This is a genomic window from Streptomyces sp. AM 4-1-1 (assembly GCF_029167625.1).
GTDB lineage: Bacteria > Actinomycetota > Actinomycetes > Streptomycetales > Streptomycetaceae > Streptomyces.
Map to the genome: position 1 here is coordinate 3,840,732 of NZ_CP119145.1, position 17,858 is coordinate 3,858,589.

General features: G+C 68.9%; 15 protein-coding genes, 1 tRNA gene and 1 pseudogene. 8 read left to right on the forward strand and 9 right to left on the reverse strand.

Annotated features, from left to right (window positions below):
• Position 1 precedes the first annotated feature (1 nt).
• The 5 genes and pseudogenes from PZB75_RS32040 to PZB75_RS16505 all read right to left on the reverse strand — a co-directional run bounded on the left by PZB75_RS32040 (position 2) and on the right by PZB75_RS16505 (position 4,330).
• Positions 2-280 (reverse strand): plasmid mobilization relaxosome protein MobC, encoded by a 279-nt coding sequence (locus PZB75_RS32040; protein WP_343286243.1) that lies wholly within the window; start codon positions 278-280, stop codon positions 2-4.
• Positions 281-687: 407 nt separating this feature from the next.
• A complete protein-coding gene (locus tag PZB75_RS16490; protein WP_275536061.1) occupies positions 688-1,746 on the reverse strand; it encodes a DUF2637 domain-containing protein in 1,059 nt (352 codons plus the stop codon).
• A gap of 224 nt (positions 1,747-1,970) precedes the next feature.
• A pseudogene (locus PZB75_RS16495) lies at positions 1,971-2,648 on the reverse strand (DUF3631 domain-containing protein); the annotation flags it as partial.
• A 171-nt stretch (positions 2,649-2,819) separates the two neighbouring features.
• Positions 2,820-3,986 (reverse strand): hypothetical protein, encoded by a 1,167-nt coding sequence (locus PZB75_RS16500; RefSeq protein WP_275536062.1) that lies wholly within the window; start codon positions 3,984-3,986, stop codon positions 2,820-2,822.
• A gap of 273 nt (positions 3,987-4,259) precedes the next feature.
• Positions 4,260-4,330: transfer RNA gene (locus PZB75_RS16505), tRNA-Gly, on the reverse strand.
• A gap of 583 nt (positions 4,331-4,913) precedes the next feature.
• On the opposite strand from PZB75_RS16505, the gene dcd reads away from it, so the two are divergent.
• Entirely contained in the window at positions 4,914-5,489 is a 576-nt protein-coding gene (gene dcd, locus PZB75_RS16510) for a dCTP deaminase (protein WP_275536063.1), read from the forward strand.
• A 9-nt stretch (positions 5,490-5,498) separates the two neighbouring features.
• Positions 5,499-6,014 (forward strand): phosphoribosyltransferase, encoded by a 516-nt coding sequence (locus PZB75_RS16515; protein WP_275536064.1) that lies wholly within the window; start codon positions 5,499-5,501, stop codon positions 6,012-6,014.
• 204 nt (positions 6,015-6,218) lie between these two features.
• On the opposite strand, the gene PZB75_RS16520 is transcribed toward PZB75_RS16515, so the two are convergent.
• From PZB75_RS16520 to PZB75_RS16530, 3 genes are all read right to left on the reverse strand, one after another.
• Positions 6,219-7,136, reverse strand: a complete 918-nt coding sequence (locus PZB75_RS16520) for a Yip1 family protein (RefSeq protein WP_275536065.1) — start codon at positions 7,134-7,136, stop codon at positions 6,219-6,221.
• A gap of 333 nt (positions 7,137-7,469) precedes the next feature.
• A complete protein-coding gene (locus PZB75_RS16525; RefSeq protein WP_275536066.1) occupies positions 7,470-9,755 on the reverse strand; it encodes a (Fe-S)-binding protein in 2,286 nt (761 codons plus the stop codon).
• Positions 9,756-9,836: 81 nt separating this feature from the next.
• Complete coding sequence (locus PZB75_RS16530; RefSeq protein ID WP_275536067.1) at positions 9,837-10,373, reverse strand: sugar transferase; 537 nt, start codon at positions 10,371-10,373, stop codon at positions 9,837-9,839.
• A 524-nt stretch (positions 10,374-10,897) separates the two neighbouring features.
• Between PZB75_RS16530 and dnaK the strand changes: the two genes are divergently transcribed.
• The 4 genes from dnaK to PZB75_RS16550 all read left to right on the forward strand — a co-directional run bounded on the left by dnaK (position 10,898) and on the right by PZB75_RS16550 (position 15,112).
• Complete coding sequence (gene dnaK / locus PZB75_RS16535; RefSeq protein WP_275536068.1) at positions 10,898-12,751, forward strand: molecular chaperone DnaK; 1,854 nt, start codon at positions 10,898-10,900, stop codon at positions 12,749-12,751.
• Complete coding sequence (gene grpE / locus PZB75_RS16540; RefSeq protein WP_275536069.1) at positions 12,748-13,401, forward strand: nucleotide exchange factor GrpE; 654 nt, start codon at positions 12,748-12,750, stop codon at positions 13,399-13,401. The genes dnaK and grpE overlap by 4 nt, the downstream gene beginning before the upstream one ends.
• A 69-nt stretch (positions 13,402-13,470) precedes the next feature.
• A complete protein-coding gene (gene dnaJ, locus PZB75_RS16545; RefSeq protein WP_275536070.1) occupies positions 13,471-14,661 on the forward strand; it encodes a molecular chaperone DnaJ in 1,191 nt (396 codons plus the stop codon).
• 1 nt (position 14,662) lies between these two features.
• Positions 14,663-15,112 carry a helix-turn-helix domain-containing protein gene (locus tag PZB75_RS16550; RefSeq protein ID WP_275536071.1) on the forward strand — a complete coding sequence of 150 codons (450 nt, stop codon included), beginning with the start codon at positions 14,663-14,665 and terminating at the stop codon, positions 15,110-15,112.
• Between the two features lie 365 nt (positions 15,113-15,477).
• Here PZB75_RS16550 and PZB75_RS16555 read toward each other — a convergent pair whose 3' ends face one another.
• Complete coding sequence (locus PZB75_RS16555; RefSeq protein ID WP_275536072.1) at positions 15,478-16,455, reverse strand: helix-turn-helix transcriptional regulator; 978 nt, start codon at positions 16,453-16,455, stop codon at positions 15,478-15,480.
• Positions 16,456-16,642: 187 nt separating this feature from the next.
• Here PZB75_RS16555 and PZB75_RS16560 point away from each other — a divergent pair, with 187 nt between their 5' ends.
• Positions 16,643-16,948 (forward strand): hypothetical protein, encoded by a 306-nt coding sequence (locus PZB75_RS16560; protein WP_275536073.1) that lies wholly within the window; start codon positions 16,643-16,645, stop codon positions 16,946-16,948.
• The gene (locus PZB75_RS16565) at positions 16,945-17,265 is read left to right on the forward strand and encodes a (2Fe-2S)-binding protein (RefSeq protein ID WP_275536074.1); all 321 of its coding nucleotides are present in this window, start codon (positions 16,945-16,947) and stop codon (positions 17,263-17,265) included. The genes PZB75_RS16560 and PZB75_RS16565 overlap by 4 nt, the downstream gene beginning before the upstream one ends.
• Positions 17,266-17,858 lie beyond the last annotated feature (593 nt).

The window sequence follows — 17,858 nt, forward strand, 5'->3', positions numbered from 1 at the left end:
GTCACCGCCCCGAGATCCCCTGGGCGACGGCCGTGTCCACGTCTTCGACCGATGCCTCGATGCGGTCCAGCAGTCGCGCCACGATGTCCGGCGCGGGCCAGGCGCCGTCCTTGTGGAGGTGCCAGGTGAGCTGGTTGAGGTTGTTGCCGATCAGGCCGAGCTGGCGATTGGCGGCCATCAGCGCTTTGACCATGGCGCGGTAGTCGGCGACCGCGGCGGTGGGGTCGTCGGAGCGGGCGCCGGCGAGCGAGGTCTCGGCGACGTAGCCACCTACCGACATACGGCTGAGGTGAGCGGCCGTCGCGAGGAGGGCGAACTCGTCGTGGCTGTAACGTGGGTGGACGCGCTTCTCGCGCTGCGTGGGTTCGCGAAGACGGCGGCGCGGCGCGGACGACTGCGTGGCTTCTCCCCGAGTCGGCTCCCCCGGGCCGACCGACACCGGCGCCCCCACAGAGCCGGATACCTCCGCCCTCCCCAGGGCGGAGGTCGGGTAAGGACTCCTTACCCGACAACTTGCTGCGCTGTTGAGGCCGGTGATCGTCTCCTTCTGGGTGGTGGGGAGTTCGTGGTGCGGGTCGTGCATGGGTCGCTTCTCCGTGGGGTCATGATGCCGAGGACTCGGCTGTGCGAGGCTCCGTGTCCCAGCGCTCGGCAGCACGGGGACACGGGGTGTGCTGAAGGGCGGGTTCAGACGGTGCGCGTGGGGGAGGCGGCTTCGTCGAGCGATCCGGCCTCGAAGGCGTTGTCCGTGACGGGTTGGACTTGACCGGTGTGGTCGGCCTGTAGTTGGTCGCGCAGGAGTCGGGAGGGCTTCTGACCGATCCGCAGTTCGGTACGCAGCCGCACGGCAGTGAGCTGGCCGTCGGGCCAGTCGGCGGTCAGGAGTCGGGCCCGGCTCAGGAGTTCGGCCGAGATGCCGGTGGGGCCGGTGGTCGACTTGGCGGGGGCGGGGCCCCGAACGGTCGCCCGGCGCGTGGCGGCTCCGGTCGTCTCCGCTGCTGTGACCGACCTGGGCGGTCGGGTGACGGGGGACGATTCGGATTCCTCGGCCAGCTCCGTCATGGGTGCCTCGGTGACCTTAGCGGGGGTCGACTCGGGCAGCTGCTCGGGAATCGATGCGGGCTGGTCAGGCGTCGACTGTGAGGTCGGCTCGCCGGCCGACTGGCCGGAGGCCATTTCGGAGGAGTCGGCCGACTCCTCCGGCTTGTGGTGCAGCACCTTGGCCACGAGCTCCGATCCGAAGTAGATCGATCCGACTGGGAGTGAGGTTGCCAGCAGGACGAGGGCCCAGTTCGCGTAGTCCAGGTCGGTCAGCCGGCCCCACTGGATCGAGTCGGTGTGCAGGGCCGGTACGAGACCGTGCACGTAGTTCAGTAGGAGGCTGGCGATCGTGTAGGTCGCCAGGACGCGTAGTGCGAACTTCCGGTCGGCACCGGTCAGCACGAGCGTGGCGGTCAGCGCGAGGGCCATGAGCCCGTCGACCACGATCGGGTAGAGCAGGGCGGCGGTGGAGTCGGCGCTGATGGCGCGGGCCACGTCGGACAGTGCGTTCCACGAGACTCGGAAGGCCATGAGGACGACGGCCACCAGGCCGATGACGAGGGCGATGCCTCCCGTGCGGTTTACGCGACGACTCCCAGCGGGAGCGGGTGCTCGGCGAGCGTCGCCAAGATTGGCACGCCGCTTGCGGTCGTCGTTCTTGGCGCCGAAGGCGAATCGCGCGATGCCGACGCGGATGCTGCGCATGGCTGCCGGGGTGCTTGGAGCAGGGGAGTGCAAGGTGGAGAGCTCCAGGGCTGGGTGTGGCTGCCGGTGTGGGCAACCGTGAGCGGTGCGGAGTCGTCCCACCCGTCCCGTCGCTGGTCAGCGCAGGTACAGGTGGGGCGGTGATGTCGAGTCGACTCGTTGCGGGTCGGTGACTCGTCCCCGCGCTGACCTGCGCGGGGACGAGTGGGACGAGTCGAAGAGGGTCAGGCGCCGGGCTCGGCCGAAAGGGTGGTGACTGCCTCGGGCGGGCAATAGCGGGTCCAGGCGTCGGTGAACTGGGCGCGTGTGAAGCCCTTGGCCTGGTTGCCACCGGGGAAGCGGCGGTTGGCCGACTTGATGCCGTAGTCCTGGAGCAGGATCTGCAGGCCGCGCGGGGTGAGCCCGTTGGGGCTGTGCTCGGCCCAGGGCGCTTCCTGGTCCTGGTTGAGGATCTCCAGCAGCCGGCCGGTGCGGATCGTCGGCTGGTCCCCCTCGGAAGCGAAGGCGCGGCGGATGTCGGCGAGGACGCGGGTCTTCAGGCCGCCGTCCTCGTCGCGCCCGGACTCGTAGTCCGTCATGGCCGTGCACGCGGTACGGGCCAGGACGGGCCAGTGTCCGTCAGCGAGGTCGGCGACGCTGACCAGCGGTGCCCAGGTGTCGGCTGCGCGGTTATCGACCGGCATCTTCGGCTCCAGGACGAGTGCCTTCTCACGTACGGAGGTCAGCCAGGCCGCCAGCCGCGTACGGAGTTCGCGTACTGCCAGGTCGTCGCGGCCGTAGCGCCAGGCGCTGACCTTCTCGCTCTCGGCTCGGCGGCGCATGCGGATGACGACCGACCGGTCCATGATCGTGTCGGGCAGGTCGCCGATTCCGGCGAAGGCAGCCATGGCGAAGGTGTCGAACGACATCGACGCCGACGTACGCCAGCAGCGCACGGCGGTGCGGGACCCGGGTGAGGGCGGAGCCGCTGCTGTCCACAGGTTTCCGGGTTCGCCCTCGGGTTCTGGCGGAGCTGCGCGGGCGAGGTGACAGGCACAGGTGGGGGTCCAGAGCGGACCTCCACCTGCTGCTTCTCAGCCCCTAAAAGGCGGCTCGGATGCGGGGCCGACAGCCGGGGGTTCCGCTGCCTCGATCAGCTTGTTGGTCAGTTCGACGGTGGCGAGGTACCACCAGAAGATCCAGTCGAGGAAAGCGTCGCTGTAGTTAGCGAGTTGGTCCGCGCGACGGTGACGCAGGCCGAATCTGTTGGCGATTTCGAACAGCGCGCCATCGTCAGGCTTTCCCAGGTCCTCGCGGATCAGGGCGCGGCGCTCCTCCAGGATGCCGACGGCGGCAACGATGGCCGACCGCTTGCTCTCCAGAGATGCGTCGCGGGCGCGGAAGAGTGCGATGGCGTGCCGGACGCGGTCGGTGACGGCGGGAGGACTGTCTTTGAGGACATGGTGCACCAGCTGACGACGCGCGTCGTCGGTTATGGCAACAAGCCGCCCCAGGTCCTCACCTTCAGCCGCGAGCTCGTACTCGATCCCGGCTTCGCGCAGTAGATCGTTGATCTTCGCGCGATAGAGGATTCGGGCCGGTCCGTTGTGGAACTCCGAGTGGTGCCAACCGCAACCGCTATAGGAGTGGAAGCTCCGGCGTCGGGGACGGCTGACGAGGTCGTGGAAGACCTCGATCAGACCGTAGAAGGTGTCCTCGTCCCAGGTGGCCGGAGCCAGGGGCCACAGGTCTGGAATGCCCAGGCGCCGTTCGATCAGCGCGGAGGCGTCGGGTAGGTCGTCCGACCCGTCGACGCACTCCTCGCCGAACTGCTCGACCAGGTAGCCGTTGTCCGCGAAGTCGGCGACGATCCGTGCGAAGTCACGGCGTGCATCTCGATCGGTGCTCCCGTCGGCAATCAAGCCGCGTCCCTGTCGCTGAGGCCAGTAAGGCCGGGGCGCGAGCGCGGGCCGTATCTCCGAAGCGCGACTGATGAGCTCCGAGAACCAGTTCTCGCGCGTTCTCGTCAGGGTCCGGCTTTCCCGCGTGGTGGCCCAGGGATCACGGAAAGCATCGACCTCTCGGAAGTCCGTCACCGCAGTTGACCCGACCATCGCCTCGGTCAGGAGCCACTCCGCACGGTCCTCCCACTGAGAGGTCGGCGTCCTCAGGATGCGTTCCCCTTCCGATACGAACAGCGATGTCGGCCACACCAGCTCGTAGTTGCTCACATCCACGATCACGGCGCCATCATCACCCATTCGTGCGCAGAGCGGAGCGGGCTCCAAGGGTATGCGTCGGGTCTGCCAGCCTCTGTCGGGACCATGTCGAATTTCCGGCGTGCAGGCGCAATCCTTCGGTTCGTGAGCGAGCTAGATCAATCTCACTCAGGTTCACGATTCGCGATCAGGGTCTGGATCGGCCTCCATCGTGACGTCGCCCGAGGTCCCATATGGCACGCGAATGGCACGTGGCCACCTGGAGGTCTAGACAACAACGAAGCCCCAGGTCTCCGACCTGGGGCTTCACGAAAGAGCGGGTGACGAGAATCGAACTCGCGCTCTGAGCTTGGGAAGCTCATGTTCTACCATTAAACTACACCCGCCTGACACACCGCATGACCTGTTGTGCATCCTCGCTCACTCTACCCCATGCCAGACCCCCGGCGTATGCGCCGTGGGGTCTTCGTCCTGTGGGCCGGGTGAGTCGAGGTGGGCGGAGGGCGGGCGTGTCCGGGCGGGTGGTGGGGGTGCTCGGGGCGGGAGTTGGGGGCGTAACGTGCGGGGTCGGAGTGCCGCCTGGAGTGGCGTCCCGTTCATCCCCTAATGTGGCGCTCTCGTCCACGGCTTGGTTGGGGAAGGGACTTGATGGATTCGATGGAGCGCACCGTCGTCCGCTGTGCCGAAGGGCACGTTTTCGCTACCGCTTCGTTCCCGATGCAGCAGCTCGGGGCCGGGCGGATCGGGCCGGGTCGGCTCATTCGCTGTCCGCGTTGTGCCCGGTTGCGGCACGCGGTGCCCGTGGCGTTCGAGGACCGTTAGGCGGAGCTTCGAGGACCGTTAGGCGGAGCTTCGAGGACCGTTAGGCGGAGCGGGGCGTACGCGGACGCGAGGTGTACGGCGGGTTCGGTGGAACGCGCGGGGTGGTCCGGTTGGGGCCGGTCCGCGCGTTCTGCGTATCCTCGGGACGTGCTTCTCTCTGACAAGGACATCCGGGCCGAGATCGACGCCGGGCGGGTTCGCATTGATCCGTACGACGCGTCGATGGTGCAGCCCTCGAGCATCGATGTGCGGCTCGACCGCTACTTCCGGGTGTTCGAGAACCACCGCTACCCCCATATCGATCCAGCGGTCGAGCAGGTGGACCTGACCCGTACGGTCGAACCGGACGGGGACGAGCCGTTCATCCTCCACCCCGGTGAGTTCGTGCTGGCTTCGACGTACGAGGTCGTCTCGCTGCCCGACGATCTCGCCTCGCGGCTGGAAGGCAAGAGTTCGCTGGGGCGGCTCGGGCTGGTGACGCACTCGACGGCCGGGTTCATCGATCCCGGGTTCTCGGGGCACGTGACCCTTGAGCTGTCCAACCTCGCGACCCTGCCCATAAAGCTGTGGCCCGGCATGAAGATCGGGCAGCTCTGTCTGTTCCGGATGACTTCGCCGTCCGAGTTCCCGTACGGCTCCGAGCGCTACGGGTCGCGTTACCAGGGGCAGCGCGGGCCCACCGCCTCGCGCTCCTTCATGAATTTCCACCGGACACAGGTGTGAGGCCGGGCCATGGGTGACACGGACGCGGGCACGGACGTGCGGGAGAACCTCACCTACGACGGGTTCGGTCACGCGGTGCGTGAGCTGGCGCAGACCGTCGCCGACGACGGGTACGAGCCGGACGTGATCCTCAGCATCGCGCGCGGCGGGGTGTTCGTCGCGGGCGGACTCGCGTACGCCCTGGACTGCAAGAACATCCACCTCGTGAACGTCGAGTTCTACACCGGGGTCGGGACCACCCTTGAGATGCCGGTCATGCTGGCGCCCGTGCCCGACGTCGTCGACTTCTCGGACAAGAAGGTCCTCATCGCCGACGACGTCGCCGACACCGGGAGGACGCTGAAGCTGGTACGCGACTTCTGCATCGACCATGTCGCCGAGGTGCGCAGCGCGGTCGTCTACGAGAAGCCGCAGTCGCTCGTGCGGTGCGAGTACGTGTGGAAGCGGACCGATCGCTGGATCAACTTCCCGTGGAGCGTGGAGAAGCCCGTCGTACGGCGTGGTGGGCAGGTGCTCGACGCCTGAGGCGGAGCGGGAGCAGCCGCAGCCGCAGATGGCAGCCGCAGCCGCAGCCGCAGTCAGGTGCCGGTGCCGGTGACGCGACTCGGAGGGGTCGTGCCCAGGGGCGGTGTCCGGAGTCGGTGTTGTACGGGAACCCCCGGACGTCGTTGTCGTCGTCCGGGGGTTCTCTCCTGTGCGGCGCGTGCCGGGCACCGCGTCGGGCGGTGCTCAGATGGTGCCCAGTTTGATGATCGACAGCAGGGCGATCAGCTGGATCGCGGACGCGCCCAGTGCCTTCGGCCACGGCAGGTCGTGCGACTTGCTCACCATCGAGGTGAAGAGTGCGCCCGCGGCCAGCCAGGTGACCCAGCCGACCACCTGGACCAGCCCGTTCTCACCGCCCAGGAAGACGGCGAAGATCAGACGGGGCGCGTCCGTGAGGGACATGATCAGCATGGACAGGCCCACGGTCGGCTGCCAGGCGCCGTCGCCGCCGAGCTGGCGGGCGAGGGTGTGGGTCACCGCGCCGAGCACCAGCCCGCCGATGACGAAGCCCACGGCCGTGAAGAGCACGTACGGGATGGCCGTCGAGATCGTCGCGTGGATCGCCTCGTCACGGGCCTGGTCGAAGCCGAAGAGGGCCAGCAGGCCGTAGAGGAACGTGACGATGAGCGCCGGACCCCACACCGAGTGGTCGCGCATCTGCCAGAACGTCGGCCCGGGGCGCAGCACGATTCCGCTCAGCAGCTGCTTCCAGTGCAGTCGGGGGCCCACGGGCGGAGGGGGCGACTGGCCGGCGCGGTAGGTGTTGCCGTCGCCGTACGGGTCGTCACCGACGCTGAACGCCTGCGTGTGACCGGGGTTGTTGGCGTACGGGTCGCTCTGCGGGGAGTGGGGCTGGTGGTACGGGTCGCCGAAGTACTCGGGTTCGCCGTGCGCGTTGCCGCCCGGTTGCTGCGCCTGCCCGGCGTACGGGGCGTTGGGGTACGGGGCTCCGTTGCCTCCCGGCGGCGGCCACGGCTGACCACCGTACGGCGGCGGCGGTGGTGCCGGCGTGCCGTACGGCGGCTGTTGCCGCTGCCGCTGTTGCGGTTGTTGTTGCGGGGTGCGGTTGTCCCGGCCGCGTCCGATCCTGAATCCAGCCACGGCATCGAACGTACCTGGTCCGCGTGTGGGCGGTGGAAGCGCCGACGGCACCCGCCTGCCATTGCGGCCTAGCTGTGACATCCCTTAGGGGGAAATCCGGGGAAATCCGGGGAAAGCCGGGGGGATTCGGGGGGCCCGGGGGGTGTGGGGGTTCCGGGGATTCCCTGGGCGGAGGGGGGAAGACAGAAGCGGCCGGTCCCGCCCCCGAGGCGGGTCCGGCCGCTCATGTCCGCGCGGACACGGCCCCGGACAGGGACGTGAACGCGGACGCGGACGCGAACATGAACGCGGGCGCGGGCACGAACATGAACGCGAACATGAGCGCGGACGCGGTTACTTCACCGGCTCCGGTTCCGGCGCGTCCGTCGTTCCCTGGGGACCCGGCGGACCCGGTTCGTCCGGCTCGTCCGCCGGGGTCTTCACGGACTCCAGCAGCAGCTGCGAGACGTCGACGACCTTCAGCGACTCCTTGGCCTCACCGTCGTTCTTCTTGCCGTTGACCGAGTCGGTCAGCATGACGAGGCAGAACGGGCAGGCGGTCGAGACGATGTCCGGGTTGAGGGACAGCGCCTCGTCGACGCGCTCGTTGTTGACGCGCTTGCCGATCCGCTCCTCCATCCACATCCGGGCACCACCGGCACCGCAGCAGAAGCCGCGTTCCTTGTGGCGGTGCATCTCCTCGTTCCGCAGCCCCGGCACGCTCGCGATGATCTCGCGCGGTGGTGTGTAGACCTTGTTGTGCCGGCCCAGGTAGCAGGGGTCGTGGTACGTGATCAGGCCCTCGACCGGCGTCACCGGGACCAGCCTGCCCTCGTCGACGAGGTGCTGGAGCAGCTGGGTGTGGTGGATGACCTCGTACTCGCCGCCGAGCTGCGGGTACTCGTTCGCGATGGTGTTGAAGCAGTGCGGGCAGGTCGCGACGATCTTCTTCGACGACGTGGGCTTCCTCGTGGAGGGGTCCTCGTCGTCCTCGCCGTACGCCATGTTCAGCATCGCGACGTTCTCCTGGCCGAGCTGCTGGAACAGCGGCTCGTTGCCGAGGCGGCGGGCCGAGTCGCCCGTGCACTTCTCGTCGCCGCCCATGATCGCGAACTTCACGCCCGCGATGTGCAGCAGCTCCGCGAACGCCTTCGTCGTCTTCTTGGCCCGGTCCTCCAGGGCCCCCGCGCAGCCGACCCAGTAGAGGTAGTCGACCTCCGACAGGTCCTCGACGGTCTTGCCGACGATCGGGACCTCGAAGTCGACCTCCTTCGTCCACTCGACGCGCTGCTTCTTGGCCAGCCCCCAGGGGTTGCCCTTCTTCTCCAGGTTCTTGAGCATCGTGCCCGCCTCGGACGGGAACGACGACTCGATCATCACCTGGTAGCGGCGCATGTCGACGATGTGGTCGATGTGCTCGATGTCGACCGGGCACTGTTCGACACAGGCACCGCAGGTGGTGCAGGACCAGAGGACGTCGGGGTCGATGACGCCGTTCTCCTCGGCCGTGCCGATGAGGGGGCGCTCCGCCTCGGCGAGCGCGGCGGCCGGTACGTCCTTCAGCTGCTCGGGCGTCGCCTTCTCGTCGCCCTCCATGTCCTTGCCGCCGCCCGCGAGGAGGTACGGGGCCTTGGCGTGCGCGTGGTCGCGCAGCGACATGATCAGGAGCTTGGGGGAGAGCGGCTTGCCCGTGTTCCAGGCCGGGCACTGCGACTGGCAGCGACCGCACTCGGTGCAGGTGGAGAAGTCGAGGATGCCCTTCCAGGAGAACTGCTCGACCTGGGAGACACCGAAGACGTCGTCCTCGCCCGGGTCCTCGAAGTCGATCTCCTTGCCGCCCGAGGTCATCGGCAGCAGGGCGCCCATCGCGGTGGAACCGTCGGCCTTCCGCTTGAACCAGATGTTCGGGAACGCGAGGAAGCGGTGCCAGGCGACACCCATGTTGGTGTTCAGCGAGACGGTGATCATCCAGATCAGCGAGGTGCCGATCTTGATCATCGCGGTGAGGTAGATGAGGTTCTGGAGCGTGCCGAGGGAGAGCCCCTTGAACGCCAGGACCAAGGGGTACGAGACGAAGTACGCGGCCTCGTAGCCGCCGACGTGGTGGATCGCGCCCTCAAGGCCGCGCAGCGTCAGGATGGCGAGGCCGATGACGAGGATGACGTACTCGACGAAGTACGCCTGCCACGCCTTGGAGCCCGTGAAGCGGGACTTGCGGCCGGCCCGGGAGGGGAGGTCCAGCAGCCGGATGGCCATCAGCACGAGGATGCCGGCGGTCGTCATCAGACCGATGAACTCGATGTACAGCTCGAACGGCAGCCAGTCGCCGATGACCGGCAGGACCCAGTCGGCCTTGAAGAGCTGCCCGTACGCCTGGAGCAGGGTCGGCGGCAGCGTCAGGAAGCCGATGGCGACGAACCAGTGCGCGACGCCGACGATCCCCCAGCGGTTCATCCGGGTGTGCCCCAGGAATTCCTTGGCCAGGGTGAGGGTGCGCTGCTTGGGATGGTCGGTGCGGCTGCCTGCCGGGACCGGCTGTCCGAGTGTGACGAACCGGTAGATCTGCGCGACGGCTCGGGCGATGAGCGCGACGCCGACAACGGTCAGCACCAGCGACACGATGATCGCGGCGAGTTGCATGAAGGGCTCCTCGGGCCTGCGAGGGTGGGATACCGCACTTACTAAGCAGTAACTTAATCAGTCTGTGCTGACCCTATCCACTTATCCCGGCGCGCTGTAGCCGAGTGGCCGGTGATCTGTGTCGCTCAGACGTGCCAGGAGGTCGTCCGGGTGCGTCGTGCGTGTCGCGGTGCGCGGTGGCAGGCGTGCCGCCTTCGCCAGGATCGCCAGGTCGAGCCCTGTCCGGTGGTGGTCGGCGTAGTGCTGGTCGAGGAGTGCCGGTTCGTCCCACGGCAGTCCGGAGCGGGAGCGGACCTGGGCCAGGCCGGTGAGGCCCGGCCGCAGCTCGTGCCGCCAGGGTCCGCACTCGTCGGCCCGGGGGTCGCCGGGGGCGAGGGGTTCGGGGCCGACGAGCGAGAGATCCCCGCGTACGACGTGGGGGAGCCGGGACAGCGCGTTCAGCCGGGGGCTGCGGGTGCGCAGGGAGCGCAGGACGAACGGGTGGCCGCCGAGCCCGGTGCGTACGGACCGTACGAGCACGCCGCCGGGCGGCCGTCGCGCCGCGAGCGCCAGGGTGGTGGCGGCCAGCAGCGGGGCGACCGCCATCAGGAGGGCGGTGGCCAGGAGGAGGTCCAGCACGCGTTTGGCCGCCGGGAGGGGCGGGGGAGGCGGGAGCGGGTAGGAGTGCGGATGCGGGTGTGGACGGTTGTACGGGTACGGGTGTGGGTGCGGGGAGGTCCGCCGGTTCGGCGCCCGGCCCGCCGCCTGGTTCTCTGTCGGCCGCATCGCGTCTGCCTGCCTGGGGATCGGGGGATGGGGAGCCGGGGTCCTCCAGTCGTGGGCTTCCCCGGCATTTTGTGACATAGCGCCCCTATGGTGGCAAGGTGGGGCGGGGGTGTGGTTCACGAAACGGCGCCCGTTCGGAGCGCGACGCGCCGCCCCGGCGGCGGGGTCGCGGGATTCCCGGCCCGTGGTCCCTGTCGAGTCGGCCGATCGAACGCCCGTCAACGGGATTCATCGCGGTTGTCCCGGGCAGGATGCGCGGGTGGCGTGCGGTGCGTGCACGATAGTTGAGCCACCCTGACTCATGTCTGTTGACTCCGGGACTGGTGTCATGCATCCTTGAGTCAGATCCACTCAAGTAGTCAGTTGGAGGAATCGAAATGGCACGTGCGGTCGGCATCGACCTGGGCACGACTAACTCCGTCGTCAGCGTTCTCGAAGGCGGCGAGCCCACCGTCATCACCAACGCCGAAGGCGCCAGGACCACGCCGTCCGTCGTCGCCTTCGCGAAGAACGGCGAGGTGCTGGTCGGCGAGGTCGCCAAGCGCCAGGCAGTGACGAACGTCGACAGGACCATCCGCTCGGTCAAGCGCCACATGGGCACCGACTGGAAGGTCAACATCGACGGCAAGGACTTCAACCCGCAGCAGATGAGCGCCTTCATCCTGCAGAAGTTGAAGCGGGACGCCGAGGCGTACCTGGGCGAGAAGGTCGTCGACGCGGTCATCACCGTCCCGGCGTACTTCAACGACTCCGAGCGCCAGGCGACCAAGGAGGCCGGCGAGATCGCGGGGCTCAACGTCCTGCGCATCGTCAACGAGCCGACGGCCGCCGCTCTGGCGTACGGGCTCGACAAGGACGACCAGACGATCCTCGTCTTCGACCTCGGTGGCGGCACCTTCGACGTCTCGCTGCTGGAGATCGGTGACGGCGTCGTCGAGGTGAAGGCCACCAACGGTGACAACCACCTCGGTGGTGACGACTGGGACCAGCGCGTCGTCGACTACCTGGTGAAGCAGTTCGCCAACGGCCACGGTGTGGACCTGGCCAAGGACAAGATGGCTCTCCAGCGTCTCCGCGAGGCCGCGGAGAAGGCGAAGATCGAGCTGTCGTCCTCGACCGAGACCAGCATCAACCTTCCGTACATCACGGCGTCCGCCGAGGGCCCGCTGCACCTGGACGAGAAGCTGACGCGCGCCCAGTTCCAGCAGCTGACGGCCGATCTGCTGGACCGCTGCAAGACCCCGTTCAACAACGTGGTGAAGGACGCGGGCATCCAGCTCTCCGAGATCGACCACGTCGTTCTCGTCGGTGGCTCGACGCGTATGCCCGCCGTCGCCGAGCTCGTGAAGGAGCTGACCGGCGGCAAGGAGGCCAACAAGGGTGTCAACCCGGACGAGGTCGTCGCGATCGGCGCCTCGCTCCAGGCCGGTGTCCTCAAGGGTGAGGTCAAGGACGTCCTGCTCCTCGACGTGACCCCGCTGTCCCTGGGTATCGAGACCAAGGGCGGCATCATGACCAAGCTGATCGAGCGCAACACCACGATCCCGACCAAGCGGTCCGAGATCTTCACGACGGCCGAGGACAACCAGCCGTCCGTGCAGATCCAGGTCTACCAGGGCGAGCGCGAGATCGCGGCGTACAACAAGAAGCTCGGGATGTTCGAGCTGACCGGTCTGCCGCCGGCCCCGCGTGGCGTGCCGCAGGTCGAGGTCGCGTTCGACATCGATGCCAACGGCATCATGCACGTGACCGCGAAGGACCTGGGCACGGGCAAGGAGCAGAAGATGACCGTCACCGGTGGCTCCTCGCTGCCGAAGGACGAGGTCGACCGGATGCGCCAGGAGGCCGAGCAGTACGCGGACGAGGACCACCGTCGCCGCGAGGCCGCCGAGTCCCGCAACCAGGGCGAGCAGCTCTCGTACCAGACCGAGAAGTTCCTCAAGGACAACGAGGACAAGGTCCCGGCCGACGTCAAGACGGAGGTGGAGGCCGCGCTCGCCGAGCTGAAGGAGAAGCTCAAGGGCGAGGACTCCGCCGAGATCCGCACGGCCACCGAGAAGGTCGCCGCCGTCTCGCAGAAGCTGGGCCAGGCGATGTACGCCAACGCCCAGGCCGAGGGTGCCGCTCCGGGCGCCGACGCGCCGGGCACCGAGCAGGCGAAGGCCGACGACGACGTGGTCGACGCCGAGATCGTGGACGACGAGAAGGACAACAAGGGCGGTGCGGCGTGACTGAGGAGACCCCGGGCTTCGAGGAGAAGCCCGACGTCCCCTCCGGCGCCACTCCTGAAGACGCCGAGCCGAAGACCGAAGGGGCCTCCGAGAAGGAGGCCCCCGAGGCCGAGGCCGGGGACGCGAAAGAGACAGTCGGGCTGACGGCCCAGCTGGACCAGGCCCGTTCCGCGCTCAGTGAGCGCACGGCCGATGTCCAGCGGGTCCAGGCCGAGTACCAGAACTACCGCCGCCGCGTCGAGCGGGACCGGGTCACGGTCAAGGAGATCGCCTCCGCGAACCTCCTGTCCGAGCTGCTGCCCGTGCTCGACGACATCGGCCGGGCGCGCGAGCACGGCGAGCTGGTCGGCGGCTTCAAGTCGGTGGCCGAGTCGCTGGAGACGGTCGTCGCCAAGCTGGGCCTCCAGCAGTTCGGCAAGGAGGGCGAGCCCTTCGACCCGACGATCCACGAGGCCCTGATGCACTCGTACGCGCCGGACGTCACCGAGACGACCTGCGTGGCGATCCTGCAGCCCGGGTACCGCATCGGCGAGCGCACCATCCGCCCCGCGCGGGTGGCGGTGGCCGAGCCGCAGCCGGGCGCGACGCCCGCCGCGGACAAGGAAGAGAAGGCAACCGACGAGGAGAGCGGTGGCACGGAGGAGGTCTGACGGCCGGTGCGACAACCGGCCTGACCACCTCGGTGCCCCCGCGCCAGTCGTCCGGAAGGAGGGACGTCGATGAGCACGAAGGACTTCGTCGAGAAGGACTACTACAAGGTTCTCGGCGTCCCCAAGGACGCCACCGACGCAGAGATCAAGAAGGCGTACCGGAAGCTCGCCCGCGAGTCGCACCCGGACGCCAACAAGGGCGACGCGAAGGCGGAGGAGCGCTTCAAGTCGGTCTCCGAGGCGAACGACGTCCTCGGTGACCCCAAGAAGCGCAAGGAGTACGACGAGGCACGCGCCCTGTTCGGCAACGGCGGCGTCCGCCCCGGACCCGGCGGCGCGGGAGGCAACTTCAACTTCGACCTGGGCGACCTCTTCGGAGGCGCCCAGGGCGGGGGCCAGCCCGGCGGCGCCGGAGGGTTCGGCGGCGGTGGTGGTGGTCTGGGAGACGTCTTCGGCGGCCTCTTCAACCGGGGTGGTGCGGGCACGCGTCCGCAGCCGCGCCGGGGCCAGGACGTCGAGTCCGAGGTGACGCTCAGCTTCACCGAGGCGGTCGACGGGGCCACGGTCCCGTTGCGGATGTCCAGCCAGGCGCCCTGCAAGGCGTGTTCCGGCACGGGTGACAAGAACGGCACACCGAGGGTCTGCCCGACCTGTGTCGGCACCGGCCAGGTGTCACGCGGCAGCGGCGGCGGGTTCTCGCTCACCGATCCCTGCGTGGACTGCAAGGGCCGGGGCCTCATCGCCCAGGACCCCTGCGAGGTCTGCAAGGGGAGCGGCCGGGCGCGTTCGTCGCGGACCATGCAGGTCAGGATTCCGGCGGGCGTCTCCGACGGGCAGCGCATCCGGCTCCGCGGCAAGGGCGCTCCCGGTGAGCGCGGCGGCCCGGCCGGCGATCTGTACGTCGTGGTGCACGTCGACACCCACCCGGTGTTCGGGCGCAAGGACGACAACCTCACCGTCACCGTGCCGGTCACCTTCCCGGAGGCGGCGCTCGGTGGCGAGGTCAGGGTGCCCACCCTGGGCGGGCCCCCGGTGACCCTCAAGCTCCCTGCGGGCACGCCGAACGGACGCACGATGCGCGCCCGTGGCAAGGGAGCGGTGCGCAAGGACGGGACGCGCGGGGACCTGCTGGTCACCGTGGAGGTCTCGGTGCCCAAGGACCTCGACCCGGAGGCCAGGGACGCGTTGGAGACCTACCGGAAGGCGACCGCGGGGGAGGACCCGCGGGCGGAGCTGTTCCAGGCCGCGAAGGGAGCTTGAGATGGACGGCCGACGGCGAAATCCGTACGAGCTGACCGACGAGTCACCGGTGTACGTGATCTCGGTCGCGGCCCAGCTCTCGGGGCTGCACCCGCAGACACTGCGCCAGTACGACCGCCTCGGCCTGGTCTCCCCGGACCGCACGGCCGGGCGGGGCAGGCGCTACTCGGCCCGTGACATCGAACTGCTCCGCCAGGTGCAGCAGTTGTCGCAGGACGAGGGCATCAACCTCGCGGGCATCAAGCGCATCATCGAGCTGGAGAACCAGGTCGCCGCCCTTCAGCAGCGCGTCGCCGAGCTGTCGGCGGCGGTGGAGGGCGCGGCGGTCGCGCTCCAGCAGCGCGAGGCGCAGGTGCACGCCTCGTACCGCCGTGACCTGGTGCCGTACCAGGACGTGCAGCAGACCAGCGCGCTGGTGATCTGGCGCCCGGCGGACCGGCGCGGACAGTAAGGGCTGTCCCGCACTCCCTGGTGGGGTGCGACGACAGCTACGGCGCCTCGCGGCGTTGTCGGAGCGTCCCCGTACGTCCAGTACGCGGACGCTCCTGCGCCTTGCGACGCACCGCATCCGACGCCGCACGCTGATCCACCACGGATCGCGGGACAGCCCTTGGACCGGTCCAGGCGCGCGGGTACGCGGGGGTACGGGTGACGGGGCTGGGCCTCGTACGCGTACCGCGTGGGCCGGTGCGCACATCGCACGGCAGAGGGCCGGTTTCCCGTCGCACGTCGGCGGGGGCCGGCCCTCCGGCATGTGGCCGCGCTCCCACGCGGACCTCGCACGGCCCGCGGTCCTTCCGGGCGCGCCCACGGGTCTCAGTCCTCGTGCCGCAGAATCCCCGAGTGCGCGATGAGGTAGCCGAGCTGGGCGCGGCTGCCGCTGCCCAGGGTGGCGGCGAGCTTGGCGATGTGCGCGCGGCAGGTCCGCACGTTCATGCCCAGGCGGCGGGCGATGGCCTCGTCCACGTGTCCCTCGACGAGCATCTTCGCTATGGTCCGCTGGACTCCGGTGATGCCGGCGGGGGTCGGTTCGTACGACACCGGTTCGTTGAGGGGCGTGGCGCGCTGCCAGAGCTGTTCGAAGACCTTGACGAGGTAGCTGACGAGGCCGGGGTGGCGCAGCTCCAGGGCGACCTGCTGGTCGTTGCGCACGGGGATGAACGCCACCGTCTCGTCGCAGATGATCAGACGCTCTATCAGCTCTTCGAGGGTGCGGATCTCGACCTTGCCGCTGGCGATGCGGTCGACGTACGCCATCGTGCCCTGGCTGTGCCGGACCGTGTGCTGGTAGAGCGTGCGCATGCTGACGCCGCGGTCGATCAGCGGCCGGTCGCGCTCCAGGGCCTGGCTCAGGATGTGCTCGCGCCGGCCGCCGCCGGGCTGGACGGTCAGGACCTCGGTGTGGCACTCGGCGGTGGCCAGGTTCAGGGCGGCGTTGATCCGGTTGAAGCCCTCAAGGACGGTGATGGCGTGGGTCGGGGCCGGATTCAGCGCGCTGATGGCCATGAATGGCTCAAAAGCTTCCGTCAGGTCGATGGAAAGCCGGCGCCGCTCCTGGATCTCCCGCTCGACGGGGTGCAGCCGCTGGGCCAGCGCGACGGACGGTGTGACGGGCCGCAGCCAGTTCGGGTCGTCGGGATCGGGGTGCAGAAGAGCGAATTCCAGCAGGCAGGGAGCCGCCTCCACCTCGACGCGGGCGATGCGGCCGACGCTCAGCGCGCTGGCGTAAAGGTGCGCCCCTTCGTCACATAGTTCGGTGACAGCATGGGGATGTGTCTGGTTTGCGTCGATCATGGGCAAAACTCCACCCCCCAGGGTCCTGAACGTACAAGAACATGATGCATCGTTCCTGTGGCATTGACGTGCCTCAATAAGACATCGTCTTGTCATGCGGGGGAGAGGAATCCATCAAGTGAGGACGAAGCCGACTATGTACAAGAGATTGCTTCGCTCGGTACTTGCGGCAGTTTTCTCCGCTGCCGTGGCCTACGGGGTTCTGGGCGTCGCGGGCGGTGGCTGGGGCGGCACTCCTGGGGCGGCTCAGCAGGATACCGGCTGGGGCAGCGCGCCGACACAGGTGCGCCTGGACACCGGCTGGGGTCTCGCCCCTGGTGACACCGGCTGGGGCAGCACCCCGGCGAGTGTTCAGCAGGGCACCGGCCGGGGCTACCTCCCGCCGGACACCGGCTGGGGATTCGGACCCGCGGACACCGGCTGGGGCAGCGCTCCGGCGGGTGTTCAGCAGGACACCGGCTGGGGCACCACTCCGGCCCGTACGAGCGCATGACCGTCCCGCCGGACGATCGGGTCTTCCGGCGTGAGATGGCCACGGCGTACCGGTCAGGGTGGCACTTCATCGACCTCGTCTCGGCGATACCGCACCGTGACGATTCGTTGATGGTCACTCTGTTCGGCGAGCCGATCGTCGTCGTCCGCGAGGAGAACGAGGAAGTCCGTGCGTACCGCTGCTTGCGGCGGCCCCGAGGGGCCCCGCAACCCGTGCGGTGTGAGATCAGGTACGACATGATCTTTGTCAATCTCGACCAGCGTGACCACCAGCTGAGCGAGCCCGAAACCATCATCGCCACCCCCCGCAGTGCCTGAGCGATTCCCCCGTCGTTACGTGTCGCTCAGGTACTTCCCCCACACAACGGCGCCATCGTGACCTGAACACGGTGGCGCCGTTGTGCTGCCCGGACCCGGGCTCCGGCCCTCGGCTGCTTCGCCGGGCCCCGGCGCCCCGGCCCGTACCGCTCCGTGTGGCGGCGTACCGCGCCCGTGACGGCCTTCCGGCTCCGGACCCGCTCCCCGCCTCCCTCCCGCCCCCTCCCGCCGCGTGCGCGCCCTCGCCGCGCCCCCTCCGGCGTCGCCGGCGGCCGTGACGGGCCGGCGCACCTGGCGGACCCGCGGCCCGTGATCACACCGGGCCGACGCGGGCCGGGCGCCGACGACCTTCCTGCTCCGGGCCGGGTGCGCGTACGGCCCCGCGTACGTCCACGGCCGTGGGGCAGACGTGGGCGTGCGGCGTGGTCCCGGCAGTGGCCGACCGAGGATCGCCGCGGTGGCGGGAGGCCGATGAGGCCGGTTCACTCGAATCCGAGGCCGCGACGAGGCGGGGCGCGTACCGAACTTGCCTTGAGTGGAATAGACTCAACTTTGTACAGGTTGTTCGAGTCAGAGTTCACTTCACGAGAGAC

Bases quoted from the DNA above. Each gene is read 5' to 3' on its own strand.
- PZB75_RS32040 (WP_343286243.1), bottom strand. From the start codon at position 280: ATGTCGGTAGGTGGCTACGTCGCCGAGACCTCGCTCGCCGGCGCCCGC.
- PZB75_RS16500 (WP_275536062.1), bottom strand. From the start codon at position 3,986: ATGGGTGATGATGGCGCCGTGATCGTGGATGTGAGCAACTACGAGCTG.
- PZB75_RS16515 (WP_275536064.1), top strand. From the start codon at position 5,499: ATGGGTGACACGGACGCGGGCACGGACGTGCGGGAGAACCTCACCTAC.
- PZB75_RS16525 (WP_275536066.1), bottom strand. From the start codon at position 9,755: ATGCAACTCGCCGCGATCATCGTGTCGCTGGTGCTGACCGTTGTCGGC.
- PZB75_RS16565 (WP_275536074.1), top strand. From the start codon at position 16,945: ATGACCGTCCCGCCGGACGATCGGGTCTTCCGGCGTGAGATGGCCACG.
- dnaJ (WP_275536070.1), top strand. From the start codon at position 13,471: ATGAGCACGAAGGACTTCGTCGAGAAGGACTACTACAAGGTTCTCGGC.
- dnaK (WP_275536068.1), top strand. From the start codon at position 10,898: ATGGCACGTGCGGTCGGCATCGACCTGGGCACGACTAACTCCGTCGTC.
- PZB75_RS16550 (WP_275536071.1), top strand. From the start codon at position 14,663: ATGGACGGCCGACGGCGAAATCCGTACGAGCTGACCGACGAGTCACCG.
- PZB75_RS16555 (WP_275536072.1), bottom strand. From the start codon at position 16,455: ATGATCGACGCAAACCAGACACATCCCCATGCTGTCACCGAACTATGT.
- PZB75_RS16490 (WP_275536061.1), bottom strand. From the start codon at position 1,746: ATGCGCAGCATCCGCGTCGGCATCGCGCGATTCGCCTTCGGCGCCAAG.